At 46.3% G+C, this 20,671-nt stretch carries 25 protein-coding genes; all 25 read left to right on the top strand.

Annotated elements, in window-relative coordinates; translation table 11 throughout:
* Positions 1-112: 112 nt before the first annotated feature.
* The 25 genes from AOA56_RS11475 (at position 113) to purE (ending at position 20,668) form a co-directional block, all read left to right on the top strand.
* Positions 113-433 carry a PadR family transcriptional regulator gene (locus tag AOA56_RS11475; protein WP_024733309.1) on the top strand — a complete coding sequence of 107 codons (321 nt, stop codon included), beginning with the start codon at positions 113-115 and terminating at the stop codon, positions 431-433.
* On the top strand, positions 433-1,155 hold the full coding sequence (locus AOA56_RS11470; RefSeq protein ID WP_053769694.1) for a DUF1700 domain-containing protein: 723 nt from the start codon (positions 433-435) through the stop codon (positions 1,153-1,155). The genes AOA56_RS11475 and AOA56_RS11470 overlap by 1 nt, the downstream gene beginning before the upstream one ends.
* Positions 1,155-1,979 carry a DUF4097 family beta strand repeat-containing protein gene (locus AOA56_RS11465; RefSeq protein WP_048620375.1) on the top strand — a complete coding sequence of 275 codons (825 nt, stop codon included), beginning with the start codon at positions 1,155-1,157 and terminating at the stop codon, positions 1,977-1,979. The genes AOA56_RS11470 and AOA56_RS11465 overlap by 1 nt, the downstream gene beginning before the upstream one ends.
* A gap of 44 nt (positions 1,980-2,023) precedes the next feature.
* Entirely contained in the window at positions 2,024-2,218 is a 195-nt protein-coding gene (locus AOA56_RS11460; protein WP_024733305.1) for a PspC domain-containing protein, read from the top strand.
* Between the two features lie 59 nt (positions 2,219-2,277).
* Positions 2,278-2,475, top strand: coding sequence for a small, acid-soluble spore protein, alpha/beta type (locus tag AOA56_RS11455; RefSeq protein ID WP_024733304.1), 198 nt, complete (start codon positions 2,278-2,280; stop codon positions 2,473-2,475).
* A 210-nt stretch (positions 2,476-2,685) separates the two neighbouring features.
* Positions 2,686-3,381: a WecB/TagA/CpsF family glycosyltransferase gene (locus AOA56_RS11450; RefSeq protein WP_024733303.1), complete on the top strand. Its 696-nt coding sequence runs from the start codon at positions 2,686-2,688 to the stop codon at positions 3,379-3,381.
* A 200-nt stretch (positions 3,382-3,581) separates the two neighbouring features.
* Complete coding sequence (locus tag AOA56_RS11445; RefSeq protein WP_048620459.1) at positions 3,582-4,670, top strand: PucR family transcriptional regulator; 1,089 nt, start codon at positions 3,582-3,584, stop codon at positions 4,668-4,670.
* Between the two features lie 48 nt (positions 4,671-4,718).
* Positions 4,719-5,405 (top strand): cell division ATP-binding protein FtsE, encoded by a 687-nt coding sequence (gene ftsE / locus AOA56_RS11440; protein WP_024733302.1) that lies wholly within the window; start codon positions 4,719-4,721, stop codon positions 5,403-5,405.
* Positions 5,395-6,303 (top strand): permease-like cell division protein FtsX, encoded by a 909-nt coding sequence (ftsX, locus tag AOA56_RS11435; protein WP_024733301.1) that lies wholly within the window; start codon positions 5,395-5,397, stop codon positions 6,301-6,303. The genes ftsE and ftsX overlap by 11 nt, the downstream gene beginning before the upstream one ends.
* A 20-nt stretch (positions 6,304-6,323) precedes the next feature.
* Complete coding sequence (locus AOA56_RS11430; RefSeq protein WP_053769693.1) at positions 6,324-7,523, top strand: murein hydrolase activator EnvC family protein; 1,200 nt, start codon at positions 6,324-6,326, stop codon at positions 7,521-7,523.
* A 24-nt stretch (positions 7,524-7,547) separates the two neighbouring features.
* Positions 7,548-8,756 carry a S41 family peptidase gene (locus AOA56_RS11425; RefSeq protein WP_053769692.1) on the top strand — a complete coding sequence of 403 codons (1,209 nt, stop codon included), beginning with the start codon at positions 7,548-7,550 and terminating at the stop codon, positions 8,754-8,756.
* Positions 8,757-8,850: 94 nt separating this feature from the next.
* Positions 8,851-10,188, top strand: a complete 1,338-nt coding sequence (locus tag AOA56_RS11420) for a dihydroorotase (RefSeq protein ID WP_053769691.1) — start codon at positions 8,851-8,853, stop codon at positions 10,186-10,188.
* A gap of 5 nt (positions 10,189-10,193) precedes the next feature.
* On the top strand, positions 10,194-11,114 hold the full coding sequence (gene pyrF, locus AOA56_RS11415) for an orotidine-5'-phosphate decarboxylase (protein WP_053769690.1): 921 nt from the start codon (positions 10,194-10,196) through the stop codon (positions 11,112-11,114).
* A 28-nt stretch (positions 11,115-11,142) separates the two neighbouring features.
* Positions 11,143-11,925: a dihydroorotate dehydrogenase electron transfer subunit gene (locus AOA56_RS11410; protein ID WP_053769689.1), complete on the top strand. Its 783-nt coding sequence runs from the start codon at positions 11,143-11,145 to the stop codon at positions 11,923-11,925.
* A complete protein-coding gene (locus AOA56_RS11405; protein ID WP_024733296.1) occupies positions 11,925-12,830 on the top strand; it encodes a dihydroorotate dehydrogenase in 906 nt (301 codons plus the stop codon). Before AOA56_RS11410 ends, AOA56_RS11405 begins: the two co-directional genes overlap by 1 nt.
* A 91-nt stretch (positions 12,831-12,921) precedes the next feature.
* On the top strand, positions 12,922-13,545 hold the full coding sequence (locus tag AOA56_RS11400; RefSeq protein ID WP_024733295.1) for a sugar O-acetyltransferase: 624 nt from the start codon (positions 12,922-12,924) through the stop codon (positions 13,543-13,545).
* A gap of 103 nt (positions 13,546-13,648) precedes the next feature.
* On the top strand, positions 13,649-14,389 hold the full coding sequence (locus tag AOA56_RS11395) for a class I SAM-dependent methyltransferase (RefSeq protein WP_024733294.1): 741 nt from the start codon (positions 13,649-13,651) through the stop codon (positions 14,387-14,389).
* A 147-nt stretch (positions 14,390-14,536) separates the two neighbouring features.
* Positions 14,537-15,412 carry an aminoglycoside 6-adenylyltransferase gene (locus AOA56_RS11390; RefSeq protein ID WP_053769688.1) on the top strand — a complete coding sequence of 292 codons (876 nt, stop codon included), beginning with the start codon at positions 14,537-14,539 and terminating at the stop codon, positions 15,410-15,412.
* 95 nt (positions 15,413-15,507) lie between these two features.
* Entirely contained in the window at positions 15,508-16,041 is a 534-nt protein-coding gene (locus AOA56_RS11385; RefSeq protein ID WP_024733293.1) for a putative ABC transporter permease, read from the top strand.
* Positions 16,042-16,215: 174 nt separating this feature from the next.
* The gene (gene pyrE / locus AOA56_RS11380; RefSeq protein ID WP_048620366.1) at positions 16,216-16,896 is read left to right on the top strand and encodes an orotate phosphoribosyltransferase; all 681 of its coding nucleotides are present in this window, start codon (positions 16,216-16,218) and stop codon (positions 16,894-16,896) included.
* A 14-nt stretch (positions 16,897-16,910) separates the two neighbouring features.
* Entirely contained in the window at positions 16,911-17,063 is a 153-nt protein-coding gene (locus tag AOA56_RS16135; protein ID WP_024733291.1) for a hypothetical protein, read from the top strand.
* Between the two features lie 11 nt (positions 17,064-17,074).
* On the top strand, positions 17,075-17,581 hold the full coding sequence (locus AOA56_RS11370; RefSeq protein ID WP_034594836.1) for a VanZ family protein: 507 nt from the start codon (positions 17,075-17,077) through the stop codon (positions 17,579-17,581).
* On the top strand, positions 17,529-17,930 hold the full coding sequence (locus AOA56_RS11365) for a DUF6142 family protein (RefSeq protein WP_024733289.1): 402 nt from the start codon (positions 17,529-17,531) through the stop codon (positions 17,928-17,930). The genes AOA56_RS11370 and AOA56_RS11365 overlap by 53 nt, the downstream gene beginning before the upstream one ends.
* 13 nt (positions 17,931-17,943) lie before the next feature.
* The gene (locus AOA56_RS11360; RefSeq protein WP_053769716.1) at positions 17,944-19,989 is read left to right on the top strand and encodes an aminopeptidase; all 2,046 of its coding nucleotides are present in this window, start codon (positions 17,944-17,946) and stop codon (positions 19,987-19,989) included.
* Positions 19,990-20,146: 157 nt separating this feature from the next.
* Positions 20,147-20,668, top strand: a complete 522-nt coding sequence (purE, locus tag AOA56_RS11355) for a 5-(carboxyamino)imidazole ribonucleotide mutase (protein WP_024733287.1) — start codon at positions 20,147-20,149, stop codon at positions 20,666-20,668.
* The last annotated feature ends 3 nt before the right edge of the window (positions 20,669-20,671 follow it).

Below are 20,671 nucleotides of genomic sequence, written 5' to 3'. Positions count from 1 at the left end.
AAAATATTAGGAAAACTTTTCGCAATCCCTTATTGACGTACAATATTATACGTCATATAATATAGAAAATGATATAGGGATGGATGTGTCCTACACAAAAGGAAGTGAGGCTATGGTTTTTAATACCGGGGCAGCTCTCTTGGATGCGATCGTACTTGCAGTAGTATCGCAGGAAGAAGAAGGTACTTATGGGTATAAGATTACGCAGGATGTCAGAAAGGTGATTGAAATTTCCGAATCCACGCTCTACCCGGTGCTTCGTAGATTACAAAAGGACGAGTGTCTGGAAGTATATGATAAGCAGTATGATGGAAGGAACCGCCGTTATTACAAGACGACGGAGAAAGGCGTCCTTATGCTGGAATTGTACCGGTCAGAGTGGATGAAATACTCAAAAAAAATTACTGAAATATTCGAGGGAGGAATGAGTTGATGAATCGTCAGGAGTTTTTGGAAAAGTTGAGATTACTTCTCGGCGATCTTTCAGAAGAAGAGCGGGAAGAAGCGATCCAATATTATGAGGACTATTTTGCAGATGCAGGACCGGAGATGGAAGAACAGGTTATCCGGGAGCTTGGAAGCCCGGAGAAGGTCGCCTTGATGATCCGGGAGGCAATCCGGGGAGAAGAGCCAGGTGGAGAGTTTGCAGAGACCGGATATTCTCAGAGCCGGTACGACAACAGGGATGTTCCGGCAGACTACACTAGGAGAAGAACCGGGGATTCGGACTCTTACTGGCAAAAAGAGACCGGGGAAGAATACCGGAAACCGTGGACAGACAGGAGACTAAAACTGATCCTGATTATTTTGATTATTATTGTCGGTTGTTCTACGGTTGTTCCGGTGGTCGGGGGAGCCGTACTGGGAATCCTTGGCGTAATCGCAGGTATTTTCGGGGTTTTCATTGCCTTTGTCATTGCGGCCGTCTGCATTGTCGTTGCGGGTGTTGCGATGGCGATTGCCGGGATTCCGCTGATGATTGCAGGATCCGGAGCGGGGCTTCTTGTCTCCGGCATCGGCTTGTTGTTGCTGGCGGCAGGGGTTCTGGGTACGGCTTTTAGTATCCGGCTTTGCGGTGTGATGATCCCGGCGATTTTCCGGATCATGGTAAAAATCGCAAGAAGACTGATTTACAGAGGAAAGGAGCGCGCATAATGATGAAGAAACGATGGAAAGGACTTCTTGGCATCTGTGGAGCGATTGCCATTGTTGGAGCCGGGATGTGTATTGCCGCTGTTGCGGTAGGAGTCGACAGGTCAGAGATTCCGAATCAGATTTTTCCTCATGTCAGATGGCTTCATGAGACAAAAAACGATGGCGACCAGGGAACAGGAACGTATGTGGAGAGGTATAGCGGTATCCGATGTCTGGATTTCAGGGCAGATGCCACTTCTATTGAGATTCAAACCCAAAACAGTACCAAAGACCGGATTGAAATATCTACCCGTGGCATGGATAAGGATGAACTGGATGTAAAGAAAGACGGAAGCACCCTTGAGATTCGTACAAAAGGGAAGCCTAAGATTCATTGGATTGGAAAAAGCAGGACTGTGATTGTGACAATACCAAAAGAAAAGAAGTTTGATCAGGTTGAGGGAAAAGTTGGCGCTGGTTCGCTCTCCTTTGAAGAGATCCACTGTGACAAAATGGAGCTGGATGTAGGAGCCGGGGCAGTCGAAGCGTATGATTTTTCAGCGAATGAGATGAAAGTTGACTGTGGCGCAGGCAGCGTGGAATTATTCGGCGGCAATCATCCATCGAAGATCGATATATCCTGCATGGCAGGAGCGGTGGAGATGGAGCTTTCCGGTGATCGGACACAATATGACTATGAGGTAGATACCAGCGCAGGAAGCGTCAGTGTGGACGGCAGCTCCTTAAAGTCCGGCCATCACGATAACTATCACAGTCACCACGGTAATGGTGGGATGATTCACGCGGACTGCAAGGCCGGCAGTATTGAGATTATGTTTGCATAAAGCCCGGTTTCTGGGTAAGAGTAAGATAGACAGGAGGGAAATGTATGGAACCGGAAAAAAGATTATACCGTTCTAAAAATGACAGAATGTTGTGCGGAGTATGCGCGGGAGTGGCAGAATACTTTCACATTGATCCGACGTTGATCCGTCTGGGCTATGTGTTGTTTACCTGCGCAAGCTTCGGGGCGGGCGTACTCGGATATTTTATTGCGGCGGTTGTGATACCGGAGCGTCCGTAGGCGTATAAATAAGGAAAAAGATGGAAATACTCTCTTCTGTGAAAGGAGAGAGTATTTTTATGTCTCAGAAAAAGGAAAAGAAAATCAATTTGAACGAACTCACAGAAGAAGAATTATTAAAATATGAAGTCGCGGAAGAACTGGGATTACTTGACCGGGTCTTAAACCAAGGGTGGAAGTCTCTCTCTTCCAAGGAGACCGGAAGAATCGGAGGTATGGTCAACCGAAAGAAGAGGGAGAAAAAAGAAGAAAAGTGATACGAAAAAGGAGCCAGGGCAAGCGCGGAAACATATAAAATCCATTCTGCAAACGAATTTGCGAATGTCTTCCATATGTTCATGGCCCCTGGCTTGTAGCGTTACAAAAGTATTAATTTGTGTGAATAGAATGTAAAGAGTTTGCAAGAATTCTTGCAATACGTGCCCAGGTCTGCTATAATTGCCCGGTTAGGAATAATAGGTGATGGTATGTGTGAAAAGATTGAGGTTTTAGGGTTACAATTAGACGGATTTACTGCAAAAGAGGCCATGCAGGAAGCAATCCGTTATATGGAAACAGAACCGATCAGCACGATAGAGATTCTTGCCGGGACTTCGGTGGTCGAACTGACAGAAACAGGAGATCTGCGCGACAAGCTTGCCCAGATGGAGCTTCTCATTGTGGGCGACCGGACGCTTTTGGAGCTTTCCGGGATTGAGGACCGGACCCTTTTAAAGGAGGCTGAAACGCATTTATTTTTGAAGATGTTTCTCCGTTACCTGAAAAAAGGGAACAGAAAGGTCTTTCTGCTTGCACCAAGCGAGGAGAGAATGGGGAAGCTTCGGGACTATCTGGCACGGTATTACTCCGGGATTGAGATTTCAGGTGCTGAGATCGTGGAGGACAAGCCCCAGGTGGGCGATATGATTGTCAATAAGATCAACGGAGCCGAGACGGAGTGTATCTTATCGGTACTTCCGTCTCCACAGCAGGAGAACTTTATCGGGGAGAATAAAGCGGTACTGGATGCTAGAGTCTGGCTTGGGCTTGGCGATGGACTTTCAAAGAGCGACGCAAAGAAAAGTACGCGTGGAAAGATTCAGAATTTCTTTGTGAAGTTTATGTTGAAATCTGAAATAAAAAAGAAAGAAAAGAAACAGCACGGGCAGGCCGATGCAAAATAGAATTTCGTCACTATGCACAGTGGAGAGCAGGACAAATCCGAGCCCATGGAAGAGGAAATGCATAAAAAAATGCGATTTCCTCTTTCTTTTTTTGTGAATTTATATTAGTATATATCATAGGTGAATTTTAGAAAGCGAAAGAGAAACAAGATGCAGTTGTGAAAATTGCATACGAAAAATTGGAGAAAAGAGGAGTCGGAATGATATCAAACCAGATACTACAAAACACAATAGAAGGATTAAAAGGGATCACAAGAATTGACTTATGCGTCATGGACATCGATGGAAAAGTACTGGCATCAACCTTTTCTGAAAACGGCGATTATGAGAATGCGGTGCTTTCTTTTGTAGCATCTCCGGCCGACAGTCAGGTCATTCAGGGATATCAGTTTTTCAAGATTTTTGACGAACACCAGCTTGAATACATCCTTCTCGCAAACGGAGGGAACGACGATGTATATATGATCGGAAAGATCGCGGCGTTCCAGATCCAGAACCTGCTTGTCGCATACAAGGAGCGGTTTGACAAGGATAACTTTATCAAAAATCTTCTGCTTGACAATCTTCTTTTGGTAGATATTTACAACCGTGCAAAAAAATTGCATATTGACACTGACGTCAGACGTGTTATCTTTATTATTGAAACTTCTCACGATAAGGATACGAATACGCTGGACAGCGTACGCAGTCTTTTCGGGGGTAAGACAAGAGATTTCATCACGGCGGTAGACGAGAAAAATATTATTGTTGTAAAAGAGCTTTTCGCAGGGGAAGGCTACGCCGAGATGGAAAAGGTTGCCGAAGAGATGCTTTCTATGTTAAAATCGGAAGGCGAAGAGGGGGCGCATATCGCATACGGCACGATTGTGGGCGATATCAAGGAAGTGTCAAAATCATATAAAGAGGCAAAGCTTGCTCTGGACGTCGGCAAGATTTTCTTTGAGGAGAAGGACATCATTGCCTACAGTGCGCTTGGCATCGGACGGCTCATTTACCAGCTTCCGATCCCGTTGTGCAAGATGTTTATCCGTGAGATTTTTGAAGGGAAGTCTCCGGACGACTTCGATGAGGAGACACTGACGACGATCAACAAGTTTTTTGAGAACAGCCTGAATGTATCTGAGACATCAAGACAGCTTTACATCCACAGAAATACGCTGGTGTACCGTCTGGATAAGCTTCAGAAGAGCACCGGGCTGGATCTTCGTGTGTTTGAAGATGCCATCACCTTCAAGATTGCGTTGATGGTCGTGAAGTACATGAAGTATATGGAGACACAGGAATATTAGGCGGCAGCCTGTCTACAAGGAGTATCAGTAATTAGCAGGAGGAGACTTATGATTGAATTTAAGGACGTGACGAAAGAGTATTCCAAAGGAATCGCTGCTCTGAACGGGGTAAACTTAAAGATCGAAAAAGGTGAGTTTGCTTTTATCGTAGGGGACAGCGGTTCCGGGAAATCCACGCTGATCCGTTTACTGTTAAAGGAGCTGGATCCGACCAGCGGCAGCATTATTGTCAACGGTCAGAACTTAAATCGTCTGAAACACAGGAAGATTCCACAGTACCGGAGACATCTGGGGGTCGTGTTCCAGGATTTCCGTCTGTTGAAAGACCGGAACATCTATGAGAACATCGCGTTTGCTCTCCGGGTGACAGAGACGTCACCACGTATTATCAAACAGAAAGTGCCGGCAGCGCTGTCGCTCGTGGGACTGGCACAGAAATATAAGGCGTTCCCGAAGGAGCTTTCCGGAGGGGAGCAGCAAAGGGTGGCGATCGCAAGAGCGATTGTCAATGAGCCGGCGATTCTTTTGGCCGACGAGCCTACAGGAAATCTCGATCCGACCAATTCCTGGGAGATTATGAAGCTTCTGGAGGAGGCAAATGAGCGTGGTACGACAGTCCTTGTCGTAACGCACAACCAGGAAATTGTCAACGAGATGAAGAAACGCGTTATCACGATGAAAAAAGGCGTTATTGTAAGCGACGAACAAAAAGGTGGGTATAATAATGAAAATTAGTACAGTAGGATATTCGACAAAGCAGGGGGTAAAGAACATTTTCCGAAACAAACTGTTCTCACTTGCTTCTGTTGCCACAATGGCAGCATGTATTTTCGTGTTCGGCCTGTTCTTTGCGATCGTTATGAATTTTAACTACATGGTTCAGAAAGCAGAAGAGGGCGTGGCGATTACGGTATTCTTTAAAGAGGGTACGGCACAGGAACAGATCGATGCGATTGGGGCGGACTTAAAAGGTCAGCAGGGAGTTTTAAGAGTAGAGTATGTTTCAGCAGAGGACGCCTGGGCAGAGTTCCAGGATGATTATTTTGCGGGAAATGAGGATGCGGCAGAAGGGTTTGCGGATGATAATCCGCTGATTAATTCCAATCATTATGAAGTATATATGAGCGATGTTTCCAAGCAGCAGGATATCGTGGAACACGCACAGAGTCTGGAGGGCGTAGGCAATGTCAACAAGTCTGACGTGGTGGCAAAGACCCTGACAAAGTTGAATTCCCTGATTTGGTACGTGTCTATCGCGATCATCGCAATTCTGCTTGCGGTATCCGTCTTCTTAATCAGTAATACGGTCACAATGGGTGTTACCGTCCGGCGGGAGGAAATCGCTATTATGAAATATATCGGAGCGAAGGACGGATTTGTCCGGGCGCCGTTTGTTATCGAGGGTCTTGTTATCGGAATCGTGGGAGCGATTATCCCGTTGATTCTTCTCTACTTTATGTATAATAAGGCAGTAGAGTATATTATGATGAAATTCAGTCTTCTGAACAATATTATTGACTTCCTTCCGGTTATGGATGTTTATAAGACCCTTCTTCCGGTAGGGCTTGCGCTGGGGGCCGGGATCGGGTTCCTCGGAAGTTTTATCACGATTCGGAAGCACTTGCACGCATAGTCTTAGGAGGACAAAAGAACATGTTGAAAAAGAAAGCCAGACGAATGGCGGCTGCGATGATGGCGGGTATTCTGACCTGTTCTCTGACTGCAGTTCCTGTCAAGGCTGATTCTATTTCAGAGACCGAGCAGAGAGGAAAAGAGCTTCAAAAACAGAAGGAAGCAGCGGAGAATGAGAAAAGCTCTCTGGCCAGTCAGTTGAATCAGGTCATCAGCGATATGCAGGAAACTGAGAAAAAACTGACAGAGAAGCAGGACGAGATCAAGAAGGCACAGGATGAGCTTGTTCAAGCGCAGATTCAGGAAAATGACCAGTATGAAGCGATGAAGCTTCGCATAAAATATATGTATGAGAATGGCAACGCAAGTCTCCTTGAGATTCTTTTCAGCGCCAAGAGCATGGGAGATCTTCTGAACAAAGCGGAGTATGTACAGTCCATCTCTGAGTACGACAGAAACATGCTGGAAAAGTATGAGAAGCTTACAAAAGAGATTGAGGAAAAGGAAGCGGCTCTTGAAAAGGAAGAAGAAGAGCTAAAGACGCTTCAGAATGACTTGATTGCAAAGAGAAACAGTGTAAATCAGCTTCTGGCGGAGAAAGAGGTACAGATTTCCAGTCTGGAGGATCAGATCGGCGCCAATGCCGCAAAGCTTCAAGAGCTCATTAAGGAGGCTGAGGAGGCGAAACGCCGTCAGGAAGAAGCGGCGGCGGCCAAGCGTGCCGCGGAAGAAGCAGCAAGGAAAGCAGCGCTTGCCGCACAGCAGGCAGCATCCTCATCCGGAAGCAGTTCAGGTTCCGGTAGTTCCAGTGCCGGGAATTCTCATGTATCTGGAAACGGATCACTGGCTTATCCGGTTGCAAGTCCGCGGATCACAAGTGGGTACGGCTACCGTACTGCGCCCACAGCAGGTGCTACCAGCAGGCATGATGGAATCGATTTTGGGGGCGCGACAGGCACGCCGATCTATGCATCAGCGGCAGGGACCGTTGTTACAGCGGCATATAACAGCGCACGGGGCAACTATGTGGTAATTAACCATGGCAACGGGCTGCAGACCTGGTATCAGCACTGTAGTGCAGTCTATGTCAGTGGAGGACAGAAGGTATCGAAAGGACAGAACATCGCGGCCATTGGTTCCACAGGAATTGTCACCGGGCCGCATCTGCACTATGAAGTCCATGTAAATGGGACTCCGGTGAATCCACTGAACTACTTATAATTTTCAGACTCAGAAAGGGATCAGATGGAAGAGCAAAGGAAAGAAAAACGGATATTACTTAAGGGGGCGCTTTATGGCGCCCTCACGATGTTTCTGGCAGGGGTGCTCGTTTTGGCGGGACTGACGGCCACCGGGACGGTCAGTATTCACACGGGAGCCATCCAGGCCGGAACAACGAGAAAGGCCGAACAGATCCGGCAGATTATCGAGAAGCAGTTTCTCTACGGTGATGACATCAAAAATGAAGATCTGCAGAATATGTCTCTGAAGGGATATGTGGCGGGACTGGGAGACCCGTACTCTGTGTACTACGATCCGGAGGAGACGAAAGAGTTTTTTGCTTCGACGGAAGGGAAATATGCAGGGATTGGTGCTTTGATGTCTCAGGATCAGGAGACAAAGGCGATCACAGTAGAAGAAATCTATGAGGATACCCCGGCGGAAACAGCCGGCATGGAAACAGGAGATGTGTTGACGGCCGTAGATGAGAAGGATGTGACAGGAATGGACCTATCTGACGTGGTCGATCTTGTAAAGGGGGAGGAAGGCAGCAAGGTGAAGATCACCGTGCAAAGAGGGGGAGACTCCATTGAAATGGAGATGACCCGAAAGATCGTCAAAACACAGACAGTGGAAATCAAGATGAAAGACGAAGACGTTGGCTATCTGAAAATCAGTGAATTCGATGAGGTTACATTGGAGCAGTTCCGGGAAGGAATGGAGGAGTTGGAACATCAAGGGATGAAAGGCCTTGTAGTGGACTTACGGGACAATCCGGGTGGAAATCTGGACACGGTCTGTGAGATTCTCGATCTGATTCTTCCAGAAGGCATCATTGTCTACACGGAGGATAAGGAAGGAAAGCGGGTGGAGACAAAGACGTCGGATGAAGAGCATCAGTTCACCAAACCGATGGCAGTCCTTGTCAATGGGAACAGTGCCAGCGCTTCGGAAGTGTTCACAGGAGCGGTGCAGGACTACGGACTGGGGACAGTGATCGGAACCCAGACTTTCGGAAAAGGGATCGTACAGACGCTTTTTTCTCTGGATGACGGTTCATGCTTAAAGCTTACGACGGCACAGTATTTTACTCCGAATGGCCGAAATATTCATGGAGAGGGGATTTCTCCAGACATCGCAGTGGAGCAGCCGTACGGTGTGAAAGAGGATGTACAGTTGGAAAAGGCAGTAGAGACCGTGCGGCAGCAAGTTGCCGGATCCGAAAAGGAATGAGATTTTCATTCCTTTTTTTTGTGTCCTATGGTAAGATAAGTATGGAATGAAACAGAACAGGAAAACGATAGAAAATCAGAAAGGAAAAAACCGAATGAAAACATGGATTCAGAACGGGCATGTACTGGATCCGCTTACCGGAACGGATCAGATCTATGATGTTCTGGTAGACGGAAAGGATATCAAAAAACTGGGAACCCGGGAAGAGATCGCAAAAATTCTGAAGAGAGAGGAGAACGTTCAGGTACTGGATGCCTCCGGATGCTATGTGATGCCAGGTTTTATCGATCTGCATGTACATTTCCGTGATCCGGGACTGGAATATAAAGAGACGCTAAAGACCGGAGGGGAGGCAGCGGCCAGGGGCGGTGTGACGACTGTCTGCGCCATGCCAAACACGAAGCCGGTCATCGATACGAAAGAGAAAGTGGAGGAAGTACACCGCAGGGCAAAGGAGGAGTCCCCGGTTCATGTGATCCAGCTTGGAGCAATCACAGTGGGAGAGGAGGGAAAAGAGCTTGCCGATATTAAGGGGATGGCCGAGGCAGGATGTATTGCACTTTCTGAGGATGGCAAGTCTGTGATGAACTCTGCTCTCTACCGGGAAGGAATGAAGATAGCAAAGAAGTACGGGCTTCGGATCTTTGCTCATTGCGAAGAGATTGACCTGCGCCGTGACCCGGACACTGGGGAGGACGGCGTGATGAATAAGTGTGAGAAGAGCGAAGAGCTGGGACTTCCAGGCATTACCAATTCCGTGGAGGACATTATTACGGCTCGTGACATCTTTCTTGCAAAGGATACCGGAGTGCATCTTCATCTGTGTCATTGCTCCACGAAAGGGACGGTGGATCTGATGCGGATGGCAAAGGAGGAAGGCGTTTCTGTATCTGCTGAGGTGTGCCCGCATCATTTCATCCTTTCCACTGACGACATTACCGAGGATCACGGACGATTCAAAATGAATCCGCCACTTCGGGAGATGAAGGATGTGGAGGCGCTCCGACAAGGTATAAAAGAGGGCGTCATGGAGGTGATTTCCACCGACCATGCACCTCATTCCGCCGAGGAAAAGGATGCGCCGATGAGAAAAGCCGCCTTTGGAATTGTAGGACTGGAGACGAGCGCATCTCTGACCTATACAGAGCTTGTGGAGGGAGGCGTACTCACGCCGATGCAGATGGCAGAGCGGATGAGCTTTGCCCCGGCTAGAATTCTGGGGCTGGAGAACAAGGGGTCAGTATCCGAAGGAAAGACTGCGGATCTGGTTGTCTTTGATCCGTCCAGAGAATACGAGATTGATACGGACACGTTCTTGTCCAAAGGAAAGAACACACCGTTTGATGGATGGAAAGTCAAAGGTGATGTCAAATATACATTGGTAGACGGAAAGCTTGTCTACAAAAATAAAGCATATGAGGAACAGGAGTAGAGATTATGATTAACAAATTAGTGGCGAATATTAAAAAGACAAACGCACCAATCGTAGTAGGACTGGATCCGATGTTGGATTACGTTCCGGATCAGGTGAAAGCAAAGGCATTCGCTGAGTGCGGAGAGACCCTTGAAGGGGCGGCAGAAGCAATCTGGCAGTTCAATAAAGAGATCGTGGACAAGACTTACGATCTGATCCCGGCTGTGAAGCCACAGATCGCCATGTACGAGCAGTTCGGAATACCGGGACTGATGGCGTTTAAAAAGACAGTGGATTACTGTAAAGAAAAAGGCCTGGTTGTCATCGGAGATATCAAGCGAGGCGATATCGGTTCCACGTCGGTAGCTTATGCGGTAGGACACATCGGGAAAGTAAAGGTGGGCGAAAAGAGTTACGCACCGTTTGACGAAGATTTTGTGACAGTCAACCCATACCTGGGATCTGACGGCATCAATCCTTTTATTGATGTGTGTAAGGAAGAGAAAAAAGGTCTCTTCATTTTGGTAAAGACGTCTAACCCGTCCAGCGGGGAATTCCAGGATCTGATTGTTGACGGACGCCCACTTTACGAACTGGTAGGAGAGAAAGTTGCCCAGTGGGGAGAGGACTGTATGGGGGATGAGTACAGTTATATCGGAGCGGTTGTCGGAGCGACCTATCCGGAGATGGGAAAAGTGCTGCGTAAGATTATGCCGAAATCCTATATCCTCGTGCCGGCATATGGCGCACAGGGTGGACGGGGGAAAGACCTCGTACATTTCTTCAATGAAGACGGCCTTGGAGCAATCGTCAATTCTTCCAGGGGAATCATCACCGCATATAAGCAGGAGAAATACGCACGTTTTGGTGAGGAGCATTTCGGAGATGCGTCCAGAGCGGCAGTGGAAGATATGATTGCGGATATTAGTCAGGCACTGAATTAGAGATCATACTGGATAAGGGGAAAGAAAAATGGCAGAAAGAGAAAAAGAGCTGGCAGTTGTCTGTTCGCAGGAGCAACTGGCAGAAGGAATTTTCAGTATGTGGATCCGGACGAAGGCAGCTATGACGGCAGTGCCTGGACAGTTCCTTTCCATGTATACAAATGATAAGAGCAAACTGCTTCCTCGCCCAATCAGCATTTGCGAGATCGACAGGGAGAAGGGGATGATAAGAGTCGTTTACCGAGTGACCGGGGAACATACCGGAACGGAGGAATTCTCCAGGATGCGTGAGGGGGATACGCTTCCGGTTATCGGTCCTCTTGGAAATGGATTTCCACTGGAGGAGGCAAGAGGCAGAAAGGCTTTTTTAATCGGCGGTGGAATCGGTGTTCCCCCGATTCTGGAGCTTGCCAAGCAGATTAATTGCGAAAAGCAGATAATTGTAGGATACCGGGACGACCAGACCTTTTTAAAAAAGGAATTTGAGCAAAATGGAGCTGTCTACATTTCTACAGAGGACGGAAGCGTGGGGACGGCCGGAAACGTCATGGATGCGATCCGGGAGAACGCTCTACAGGCTGATATCATTTATGCCTGTGGTCCAACTCCGATGTTAAAAGCGATCAAGGCTTACGCGAAAGAGCAGGAGATCCCATGTTACATCTCCCTGGAAGAGCGGATGGCATGTGGTATTGGAGCCTGCCTTGCCTGTGTATGTAAATCCAAGGACAAAGACCACCACAGTCACGTACACAATAAACGCATTTGTAAAGATGGGCCGGTATTTCTTTCGACGGAGGTGGAATTATAATGGCAGATACAAGAGTAACGATTGCGGGCGTCGAATGGAAAAATCCGGTTACAACTGCTTCCGGAACGTTTGGATCCGGCACGGAGTTCAGTGAGTTCGTAGATTTGAACCATCTGGGAGCTGTCACAACAAAAGGTGTTGCCAATGTTCCATGGGAAGGTAATCCGACGCCGAGAGTGGCCGAGGTTTACGGTGGTATGATGAATGCGGTAGGTCTTCAGAATCCGGGGATTGACGTCTTCTGTGAAAGGGATATTCCATTTCTCAGAAAGTATGATACGAAGATCATCGTTAATGTATGCGGACGTTCCGAGGAGGATTACTGTGAAGTCGTGGAGCGGCTGGCGTCCGAGGATGTGGATATGCTGGAAATCAATATTTCCTGCCCGAATGTCAAAGAGGGAGGAATCGCCTTTGGACAAAATCCGAAGGCAGCGGAAACTATTACCAGAGCAGTGAAAAAATACGCAAAACAGCCCGTGATTATGAAGCTGAGCCCGAATGTCACAGATATCACGGAGATGGCAAGAGCCGTTGAGGCAGGCGGGGCGGATGCGGTCTCCCTGATTAATACCCTGACCGGAATGAAGATCGATATCAACCGGAAACAGTTCGTTCTTGCTAATAAGACGGGCGGAGTGTCCGGACCGGTCGTGAAGCCGATTGCTGTTCGGATGGTTTACCAGGTGGCAAATACAGTCAAGATTCCGATTATCGGCATGGGAGGCATCAGTACATGGGAGGATGCGGTAGAATTCCTGCTTGCGGGGGCAAGCGCCGTATCCGTCGGAACCGCCAATTTCTACAATCCGAAAGCAACGGAGGAGATCGCGGACGGTATTGCTGCTTATATGGACCGGAATGGATATGCGGCCGTACCGGAGATGGTAGGAATTGTGAAATAGCGTTGTGCCGGAGTGAAAGAGAGCAAAACCAGAGGCGTATCGTTTAGATGCGCCTCTTTTTCAAAACTCAGAAGGGTAGGAGGGACAGACGATGACAGATTTAGAACAAAAGCTCAACTCAGGGAAAGTATATCAGGTGATAGCCCAGGAAAATCAGGATCCTCGGTTTTACGAGTATCTGGAAAAGATGGAGAAGTACAATACTCTGGGATATACGGAAAGAGCAGAAAAAGAGAAACAGCAGATTTTAAAAGAGCTGTTTGCGGAAATTGGAAACAATTCCTACATTCAGGCACCGTATCATGCGATGTGGGGAGGCCGGCATGTCCACCTTGGAAAAAACGTATATATCAATTTTAACTGCACTTTTGTCGATGACGCACAGGTCTATATCGGAGATGATACGCTGATTGCTCCGAATGTGACGATTATCACTGCTTCCCATCCGATTTCTCCGGCACTGCGGGCACAGAAATATGGATGTAACTGGCCGGTTTTCATCGGAAAAAATGTCTGGATCGCTTCCAATGTTACTATTCTTCCGGGCGTTACGATCGGAGATAATTCGGTTATCGGGGCCTGCTCTGTGGTGACAAAAGATATTCCGGCCAATGTGGTCGCAATGGGAACTCCGGCAAAAGTAGTAAGAGAGATCACACCGGACGATGACATCTATTATGATCATGGAAAGCTGATTGCCGAAAATATGGCGTAAACAGAAAGAGCGGAGAACTTACAGAAAAAGATGAATCGACTCAGGTGGTAAACTGGCGGGGCAGGGGAGAGACAATGAATGGGATTTTAATCAGGAGGAATGTATGAAGAACTATTATGGTAGTTTATGTACAGAGATGTATGAAATTTTACATGAGAGTGCGCCTGGGGATGAATTGAATTTTTATCTTTCCTATGCGGAGAAAGGAATGTCAATTTTGGAACCTTTATGTGGAAGCGGAAGGTTTTTGATCCCATTTTTAGAAAGAGGGTTTGAAATCTGTGGTCTCGATTTGTCCGAAGAGATGCTTGCGAAACTAAAAAAGAAGGCGCCTCAAGCTAAATTTTTTCAGGGAAATATATTGGAGTATGAATCGAAAGAAAAATTTGATTATATTTTCATTTCATCAGGATCGGTGTCACTATTTACGGACATAGACGTATGTAAAAAGATATTGTGGAAAATGAAAGAATTATTAAAGCCGGGAGGGAAATTCGTTTTTGCAGTCGACTCTATAAAAGATCGGTGTGAGGATGACGAGGAATACAAAACGTCTATAGAGGTGAAGACAAAAGAGGGATTTGACCTTGTATTGAAAGGAAAAAATCGATTCGATGAGGAGACCAATACACAGTATTCTCCAAGTGTTTATGAATTATACCGTGGTTCGGAATTATTACAGAAGGAAGAGATGGATTTCCAGACCCACCTTTATGAATTGGGGGAATTGGAACCGTATCTGGAGGAGATCGGATTTTCCAAGGTGACGGTGTATTGTTCTTATGAGAAAGAAATTGCACAGAATAATGAAACAAATATGTTTTTATATGAATGTTCATTATAATTGGAGAAAGAAAGTTAGAAACGTATGATCCGGTTATATAAAAAGCATGGATTATTGTTATAGTGGGTGTAAAACACCCAAAATCGGGGAGGAAATTTAGGATCATGGAACAAACAGAACAGGGATTGTCCTGTGGAGGTATGAAAGATGAGAAGTGAAAAAGAAATGATGGAGCTGATTCTTAGCGTGGCCAGGAAGGATGAGCGTATCCGTGCGGTTTACATGAATGGATCCAGAACAAACCCGAATGTGAAAAAGGATATTTTTCAGGATTATGATATTGTGTATGTTGTGAAGGAAAACAGGCCCTTTTATGAAGACGAAAGATGGATCGACCGATTTGGAGAACGACTTTATATGCAATGTCCAGAAAAGATGGATAAGGATCGCGGACAGGCAGTGGATCTCGATCAATGTTTTGGATGGCTGATGCAGTTTCAGGATGGAAACAGGCTGGATCTGCATGTTGTCCCAGTAGAAAAAGCAAATGTCATGGAGGATAAGCTTTGCGTGATTTTACTTGACAAAGACCATATTCTCCCATCGATCCAGCCGCCGACAGATGAGGATTACTGGATCAGAAAGCCTTCAGAGCCGGAGTTTCTGGCTTGTGCAAATGAGTTCTGGTGGTGCCTCAACAATGTGGCAAAAGGATTGTGGAGGGAAGAAATTCCCTATGTACACGCAATGTATACGGAAGGAAGTCACGCCCAGCTTCTTAAAATGCTTAACTGGAAAGTCGGATATGAAAATGGATTTTGTCTGTCCACCGGAAAAGCATCGAAATATCTGAAAGATTATCTGCCCGAGAATTTGTGGGGAAGATTTTTGAAAACATATATCACGGGTGATATTCCGCAGATATGGGATGCTATGTTCATCATGTGTGATCTGTTCCAAGAGACGGCGACAGAACTTGGCGGACGACTGGGCTATGCATACAATATCCAGGAAGCAGAGGCGAGTTATCAATATGTAAAACATGTTCGGACGTTACCCAAAGACGCCAAAGGGGTATTTTAAAACAAATAGGAAACGTGATAAAACTTCCATAGAGAAGGGGATGTAGAAAGGTGGGGGGCCTAAGAAATTGCAGGCTCTACCAGCGGAGGAAATTTATGAAAAGAAAAGTACAGGAATATTTTTTCTATTTTATGTTGTATTCTATTTTAGGATGGATCTATGAAGTGTTTCTGGAAGTCGTCATTTATAAGTGGGGATTTTCTAACAGGGGCGTTTTATTCGGTCCATATTGCGTTATATATGGAGTGGGGGCTCTTGTTTTGATTATTTTATTGGGAAAAGCAAAACAAAAAGCGGTACATATTGGGAAATGGAATGTGACGCCGATTTTGATTTTTATTGCAATCATAGGAATTACTACAGTGATCGAATTGATTGGAAGTTATATTATGGAATTCACAAGGGGAGAATGGCTGTGGGATTATACGAGGTTCCGGTTTAATTATCAGGGGCGTATTGCCTTGAATCCAAGTATCCGTTTTGGAATCGGAGGTATGATTTTCTTATATGTGTTGCAGCCGATTTTTGTCAAACTAACAGAAAAGATGAATAGAAGATTGTTTGAAAAGATTGTCGCTATTATGGGGATTCTGTTTGCGGCAGACGTTCTCGTATTGATCATCAAATAAAAAAGTAAAATCGTTCAAAGAATGTAAGCAGGCAGGTTCCTCAATCCTTGGCGGGTAATTGAAATGAAGGGGATTCTATGTTAGAATGGAAAAGATTTAAAGTACAATGTAAATCATAGCTGGCGAAAGATAAAACAGGGCGTATAAGCCTGATTATATAGGAGGTTGAAACAGATGGAAACTTATAAGAAAGAATTTATCGAGTTTATGGTGCAGAGTGATGTGCTCAAGTTTGGAGAGTTTACATTGAAGAGCGGAAGAAAGTCCCCGTTTTTTATGAACGCAGGAGCTTATGTGACAGGGGCTCAGTTAAAGAGACTGGGAGAATACTACGCAGAGGCGATTCACGATAATTACGGTGATGATTTTGACGTGCTTTTCGGACCAGCATATAAGGGGATTCCTCTTGCTGTCGTGACAGCAATCGCTTACAGTGAGTTATATGGCAGGGAAGTGCGTTACTGTTCCGACAGGAAAGAGGAAAAGGATCACGGCGCGGACAAGGGAAGCTTTCTTGGGAGTAACTTACAGGACGGTGACCGTGTAATTATGATTGAGGATGTAACGACTTCGGGAAAATCCATGGAGGAGACTGTGCCGAAAGTAAAAGGGGCTGCGGACGTCACGATTAAAGGATTGATGGTTTCCTTAAACCGCATGGAAGTCGGAAAAGGAGGGGAAAAATGCGCCCTTGATGAGATAAAGGATCTGTATGGTTTTGATACCGCTGCGATCGTGACGATGGAAGAGGTTGTCGAGCACCTCTACAATCGGCCATGTCAGGGTCGGATTGTAATTGATGATGCATTAAAATCAGCGATTGACGCATATTATGAACAGTACGGAGTAAAATAGGGAGGCTTGTGATTATGGAAGAAAAGGTATATCGCAGCATGGGAGTCATTGGCGCATGTAATCTTGCGGTGGGAATCATTCTGATTGTCGTCGGAGTGGCATGTGGGATTCTTTCTATTATCGGAGGAGCACGGTTATTCAAAAATCAGAAGATGCTGACATTTTAAGGCGGTGCCGGATTGTGAGAACTCGGGAAAGAAAGTGGCTTCGCCGTTTTGGCAAATTGTTGTTTCTTCTTTATATTGTGTTTCTGTTCTGGTTTCTGTTGTTTTCGGACTGGTACGGCCGCGGCGGGGAGATGCGGGAGTACCACTATAATCTGGAACTGTTCCGTGAGATCCGGAGATTTTGGACGTATCGGGAGCAACTGGGATTTCTGGCCTTTGCCAATCTGGCGGGAAATGTACTGATTTTTGTGCCGTTTGGTTTCTTTATGCCGATGGCGAGCAGATCCTGGAACCGGAGTTTTTTTCTTACGGTATTTTACAGTTTTGGAATTAGTTTTTTTGTGGAAGTCTTTCAGCTCCTTACAAAAGTAGGGAGCTTTGATGTCGATGATATGCTGTTGAACACAGCCGGGGGATTGTGCGGATATATCTTGTTTGCACTGTGTAATGTAATAAGGAGAAGCTATGTGGAAGAACGAAAAGGACAACGACAGAGAAAAAAGAAGAGTAAGAGGTAGAAAAAGGCGGGAACGGGAAATAGAGAGGCGGAAGAAGTCTGCCCGGAAACGGGAGGAAAATAAAACGCCTCATGCATCCAGAGGGATTACATCCTGTATCTATGCGGGAGGATTTTTTGCGGCTCTGATTGCTATGATTGTCATTTCTGTGGCAACTGGAGGGAAGGCGCCTGCTTTTGTGGGTGGGCTTTCGATTGTAATCTTTTTCGGAGCATGGATGGGAGTGATTACCGGATTTCGGGGATTCAAAGAACGGGACAAGAATTATGTGACCTGCAAGATCGGTGTTGCCTGTAATCTGGCAATTCTGGCCTGTTTTGTAGGAATTTTTATCAGGGGGCTTTTGTAAGATGGATGAAAGTATGATGAAAGAACGGTATGCGCTGGCAAAAGAGCGACTTGGCGGGATCCTGACAGAGGAGACGGTAAAGGAGCCATACCGGGATTATTTTCAGAAGACAGCGGCATTTCTTCTGATGCTTGCTGAAGTACAGGAAAAGATACAGGGAAGAGATTGGGGATCCTTAGACCCGGAAGAATTAAATGAGGAGAATGAAAAGCTCTATCAGGATATTTTGCCGGAACGATATGGGACGAGCTACGGGAATCCGGCTTTTGCAAAAGAAACGCTCGGCGGGACGTTTGGCCCGTTCTTAAGCGCTCTTTACAGTGAGCTTCGCGGTGGGATCGTCTATGCCTTTGAAGGGCAGGTCGAGTTTCTGACGATTTTAAATGAGCTCTTTATTGAAGTCTACAATAGTTTTGAGCAGGAAGAGCCACAGTATCAGACAGTGCGGGACATTTTCTATTGGTACGCCATCGATTACTGTGAAGTATTTGCGGCACATCGTGTTCTGGAACAGATTGATCCGAAGTGTTCTTTTGCTATGGATATTATCTGCGACAGCGATTTGAGTGATCCAAAGTATTTGTACCGTTATGGAGAGTACATTTCCAAGAATGAGATTGAGACAGCGAAGTTTATCGGTGAGCTTCCGGAGGAGACAGTGCGGATGATGGCTGATGTGTACACAGAGGGATTCCGCAAAGGCTTTGTGCTTGGAAACAAAGATCTGACAAAAAAGTCAACCGTAAATATACGTTTTAAGCTTGGATTTGAACGGGTGGTGAAGCAGGCAATCGAGAACTTCCAGGCTATGGGGCTTGCTCCGACTATCTATCGATCGGGAGCCAGTGTTCTGACCAAAAGAGGTGCATCCAGAAACGGCTATTTCGGGGGAATACCGAACAAGCAGTTTGATTACGATCATAAGGATGATCAGATGTTATTTTTGGACAAGCATTACGTGGAGCGCAGACTTGAGGTCTTAAAAACTGTGTATGAGCAAAACAAAGAGCTGGCGGCAGGATTTGCAGGACCGGCTGTTATGGAGGTGTTTGGTGAAACGCCGTTTGCACCGCGCAAGAAGGAAGAAGCGCTGGCGCTTACGAAGAAGCAGGAGGAGCTTCTGCTCTCATTTGACGGGAAAGCAAGTCAGATTTCCAATACCTATATGCCGGGGGATGAGAGAAGCTTTACGATTATTTCCTACCCGGTGCCGGAAATCGGAGATCAGTTCAGGGAGATTTTCGAGGAAGTGATCCGGATTAATACCTTGGATTCAGACCTTTATTTGCAGGTACAGCAGAAGATGATCGACGCCCTGGACCGGGGAGAGGCGGTACGCATCCTTGGAACCGGGACAAACCACACAGATTTGACGGTACAGCTCTACCGTCTGAATGATCCGGAAAAGGAGACAATCTTTGAAAACTGTGTTGCGGACGTCAATATTCCAGTGGGCGAGGTCTTTACGTCCCCGGTATTACAAGGGACGAACGGCGTGCTGCATGTGAGCCGGGTATATCTAAATGGCTTACAGTACAAAGATCTGGAAATATGCTTTGCGGATGGTATGATTTCCGGGTATGGCTGTAAGAATTTTGCAGATCCGAATGTATGCCGGGACTATGTAAAGGAAAATATTCTTTTCAACCATGAGACGCTTCCGCTTGGCGAGTTTGCTATCGGAACAAATACGACAGCTTATGTGGCGGGCAGAAAGTACGGGATTGAGGAAAAGTATCCGATTCTGATCGCGGAGAAGACCGGACCGCACTTTGCTGTAGGTGATACATGTTACAGTTACAGTGAGGACACGGAGGTGTATAATCCGGACGGAAAAGAGATTGTGGCAAGAGACAATGAGGTCTCTATTCTCCGGAAAGGACATCCGGAGCAGGCGTACATGCACTGTCACACGGATATCACGATCCCATACGATGAGCTGGGTTCCATCACGGTACTTTGTGCGGATGGAAACGAGATACCGATTCTGAGGGACGGACGGTTTGTTCTTCCGGGAACGGAAGTGCTCAATAAAGCCTTTGATGGATTGAAATCATAAGCCAGGGACATTTCCAGTTATAAGAAAATATAATCACTAATACAGGCGGGCATCTGTTGACAGAGCTCGCCTGTATTAGTAAAATAACTTATAAATAGGAATTTATTTATTTCAACAACTTATAAATCATAAACGTGGGAAAGAAAGGAAGTACACTATGCCAAAAGTAGGAATTGTAATGGGCAGCGACTCCGATATGAAAGTCATGGGTCAGGCTGCAGACATGCTGGAGAAATTAGGAGTAGAGTACGAAATGACGATTATCTCTGCTCATCGTGAGCCGGATGTATTCTATGAATATGCGAAATCCGCGGAGGACAGGGATTTTAAAGTAATTATTGCTGGAGCAGGAATGGCTGCACATCTTCCTGGTATGTGCGCTGCGATCTTTCCGATGCCGGTCATTGGTATCCCGATGACTGGAAAGGTGTTGGACGGACAAGACGCACTGTATTCTATCGTTCAGATGCCGCCTGGAATTCCGGTTGCGACCGTAGCGATCGACGGAGGGAAGAATGCGGCGATCCTTGCGGCAAAGATTCTTGCCACATCTGATCCGGAGCTGTTGCAGAGACTCAAAGACTTTTCCAAAGAGATGAAAGAGGAAGTCGAGGCAAAGGCAGAAAGGCTTGCAAAGCTCGGACATAAGGAATACATGGCTCAGAAAGCCGCGAAATAAACT

The organism is Sellimonas intestinalis, from assembly GCF_001280875.1.
GTDB classification, from domain to species: Bacteria; Bacillota; Clostridia; order Lachnospirales; family Lachnospiraceae; genus Sellimonas; species Sellimonas intestinalis.
This window is presented reverse-complemented; position numbering and strand designations above follow the sequence as displayed.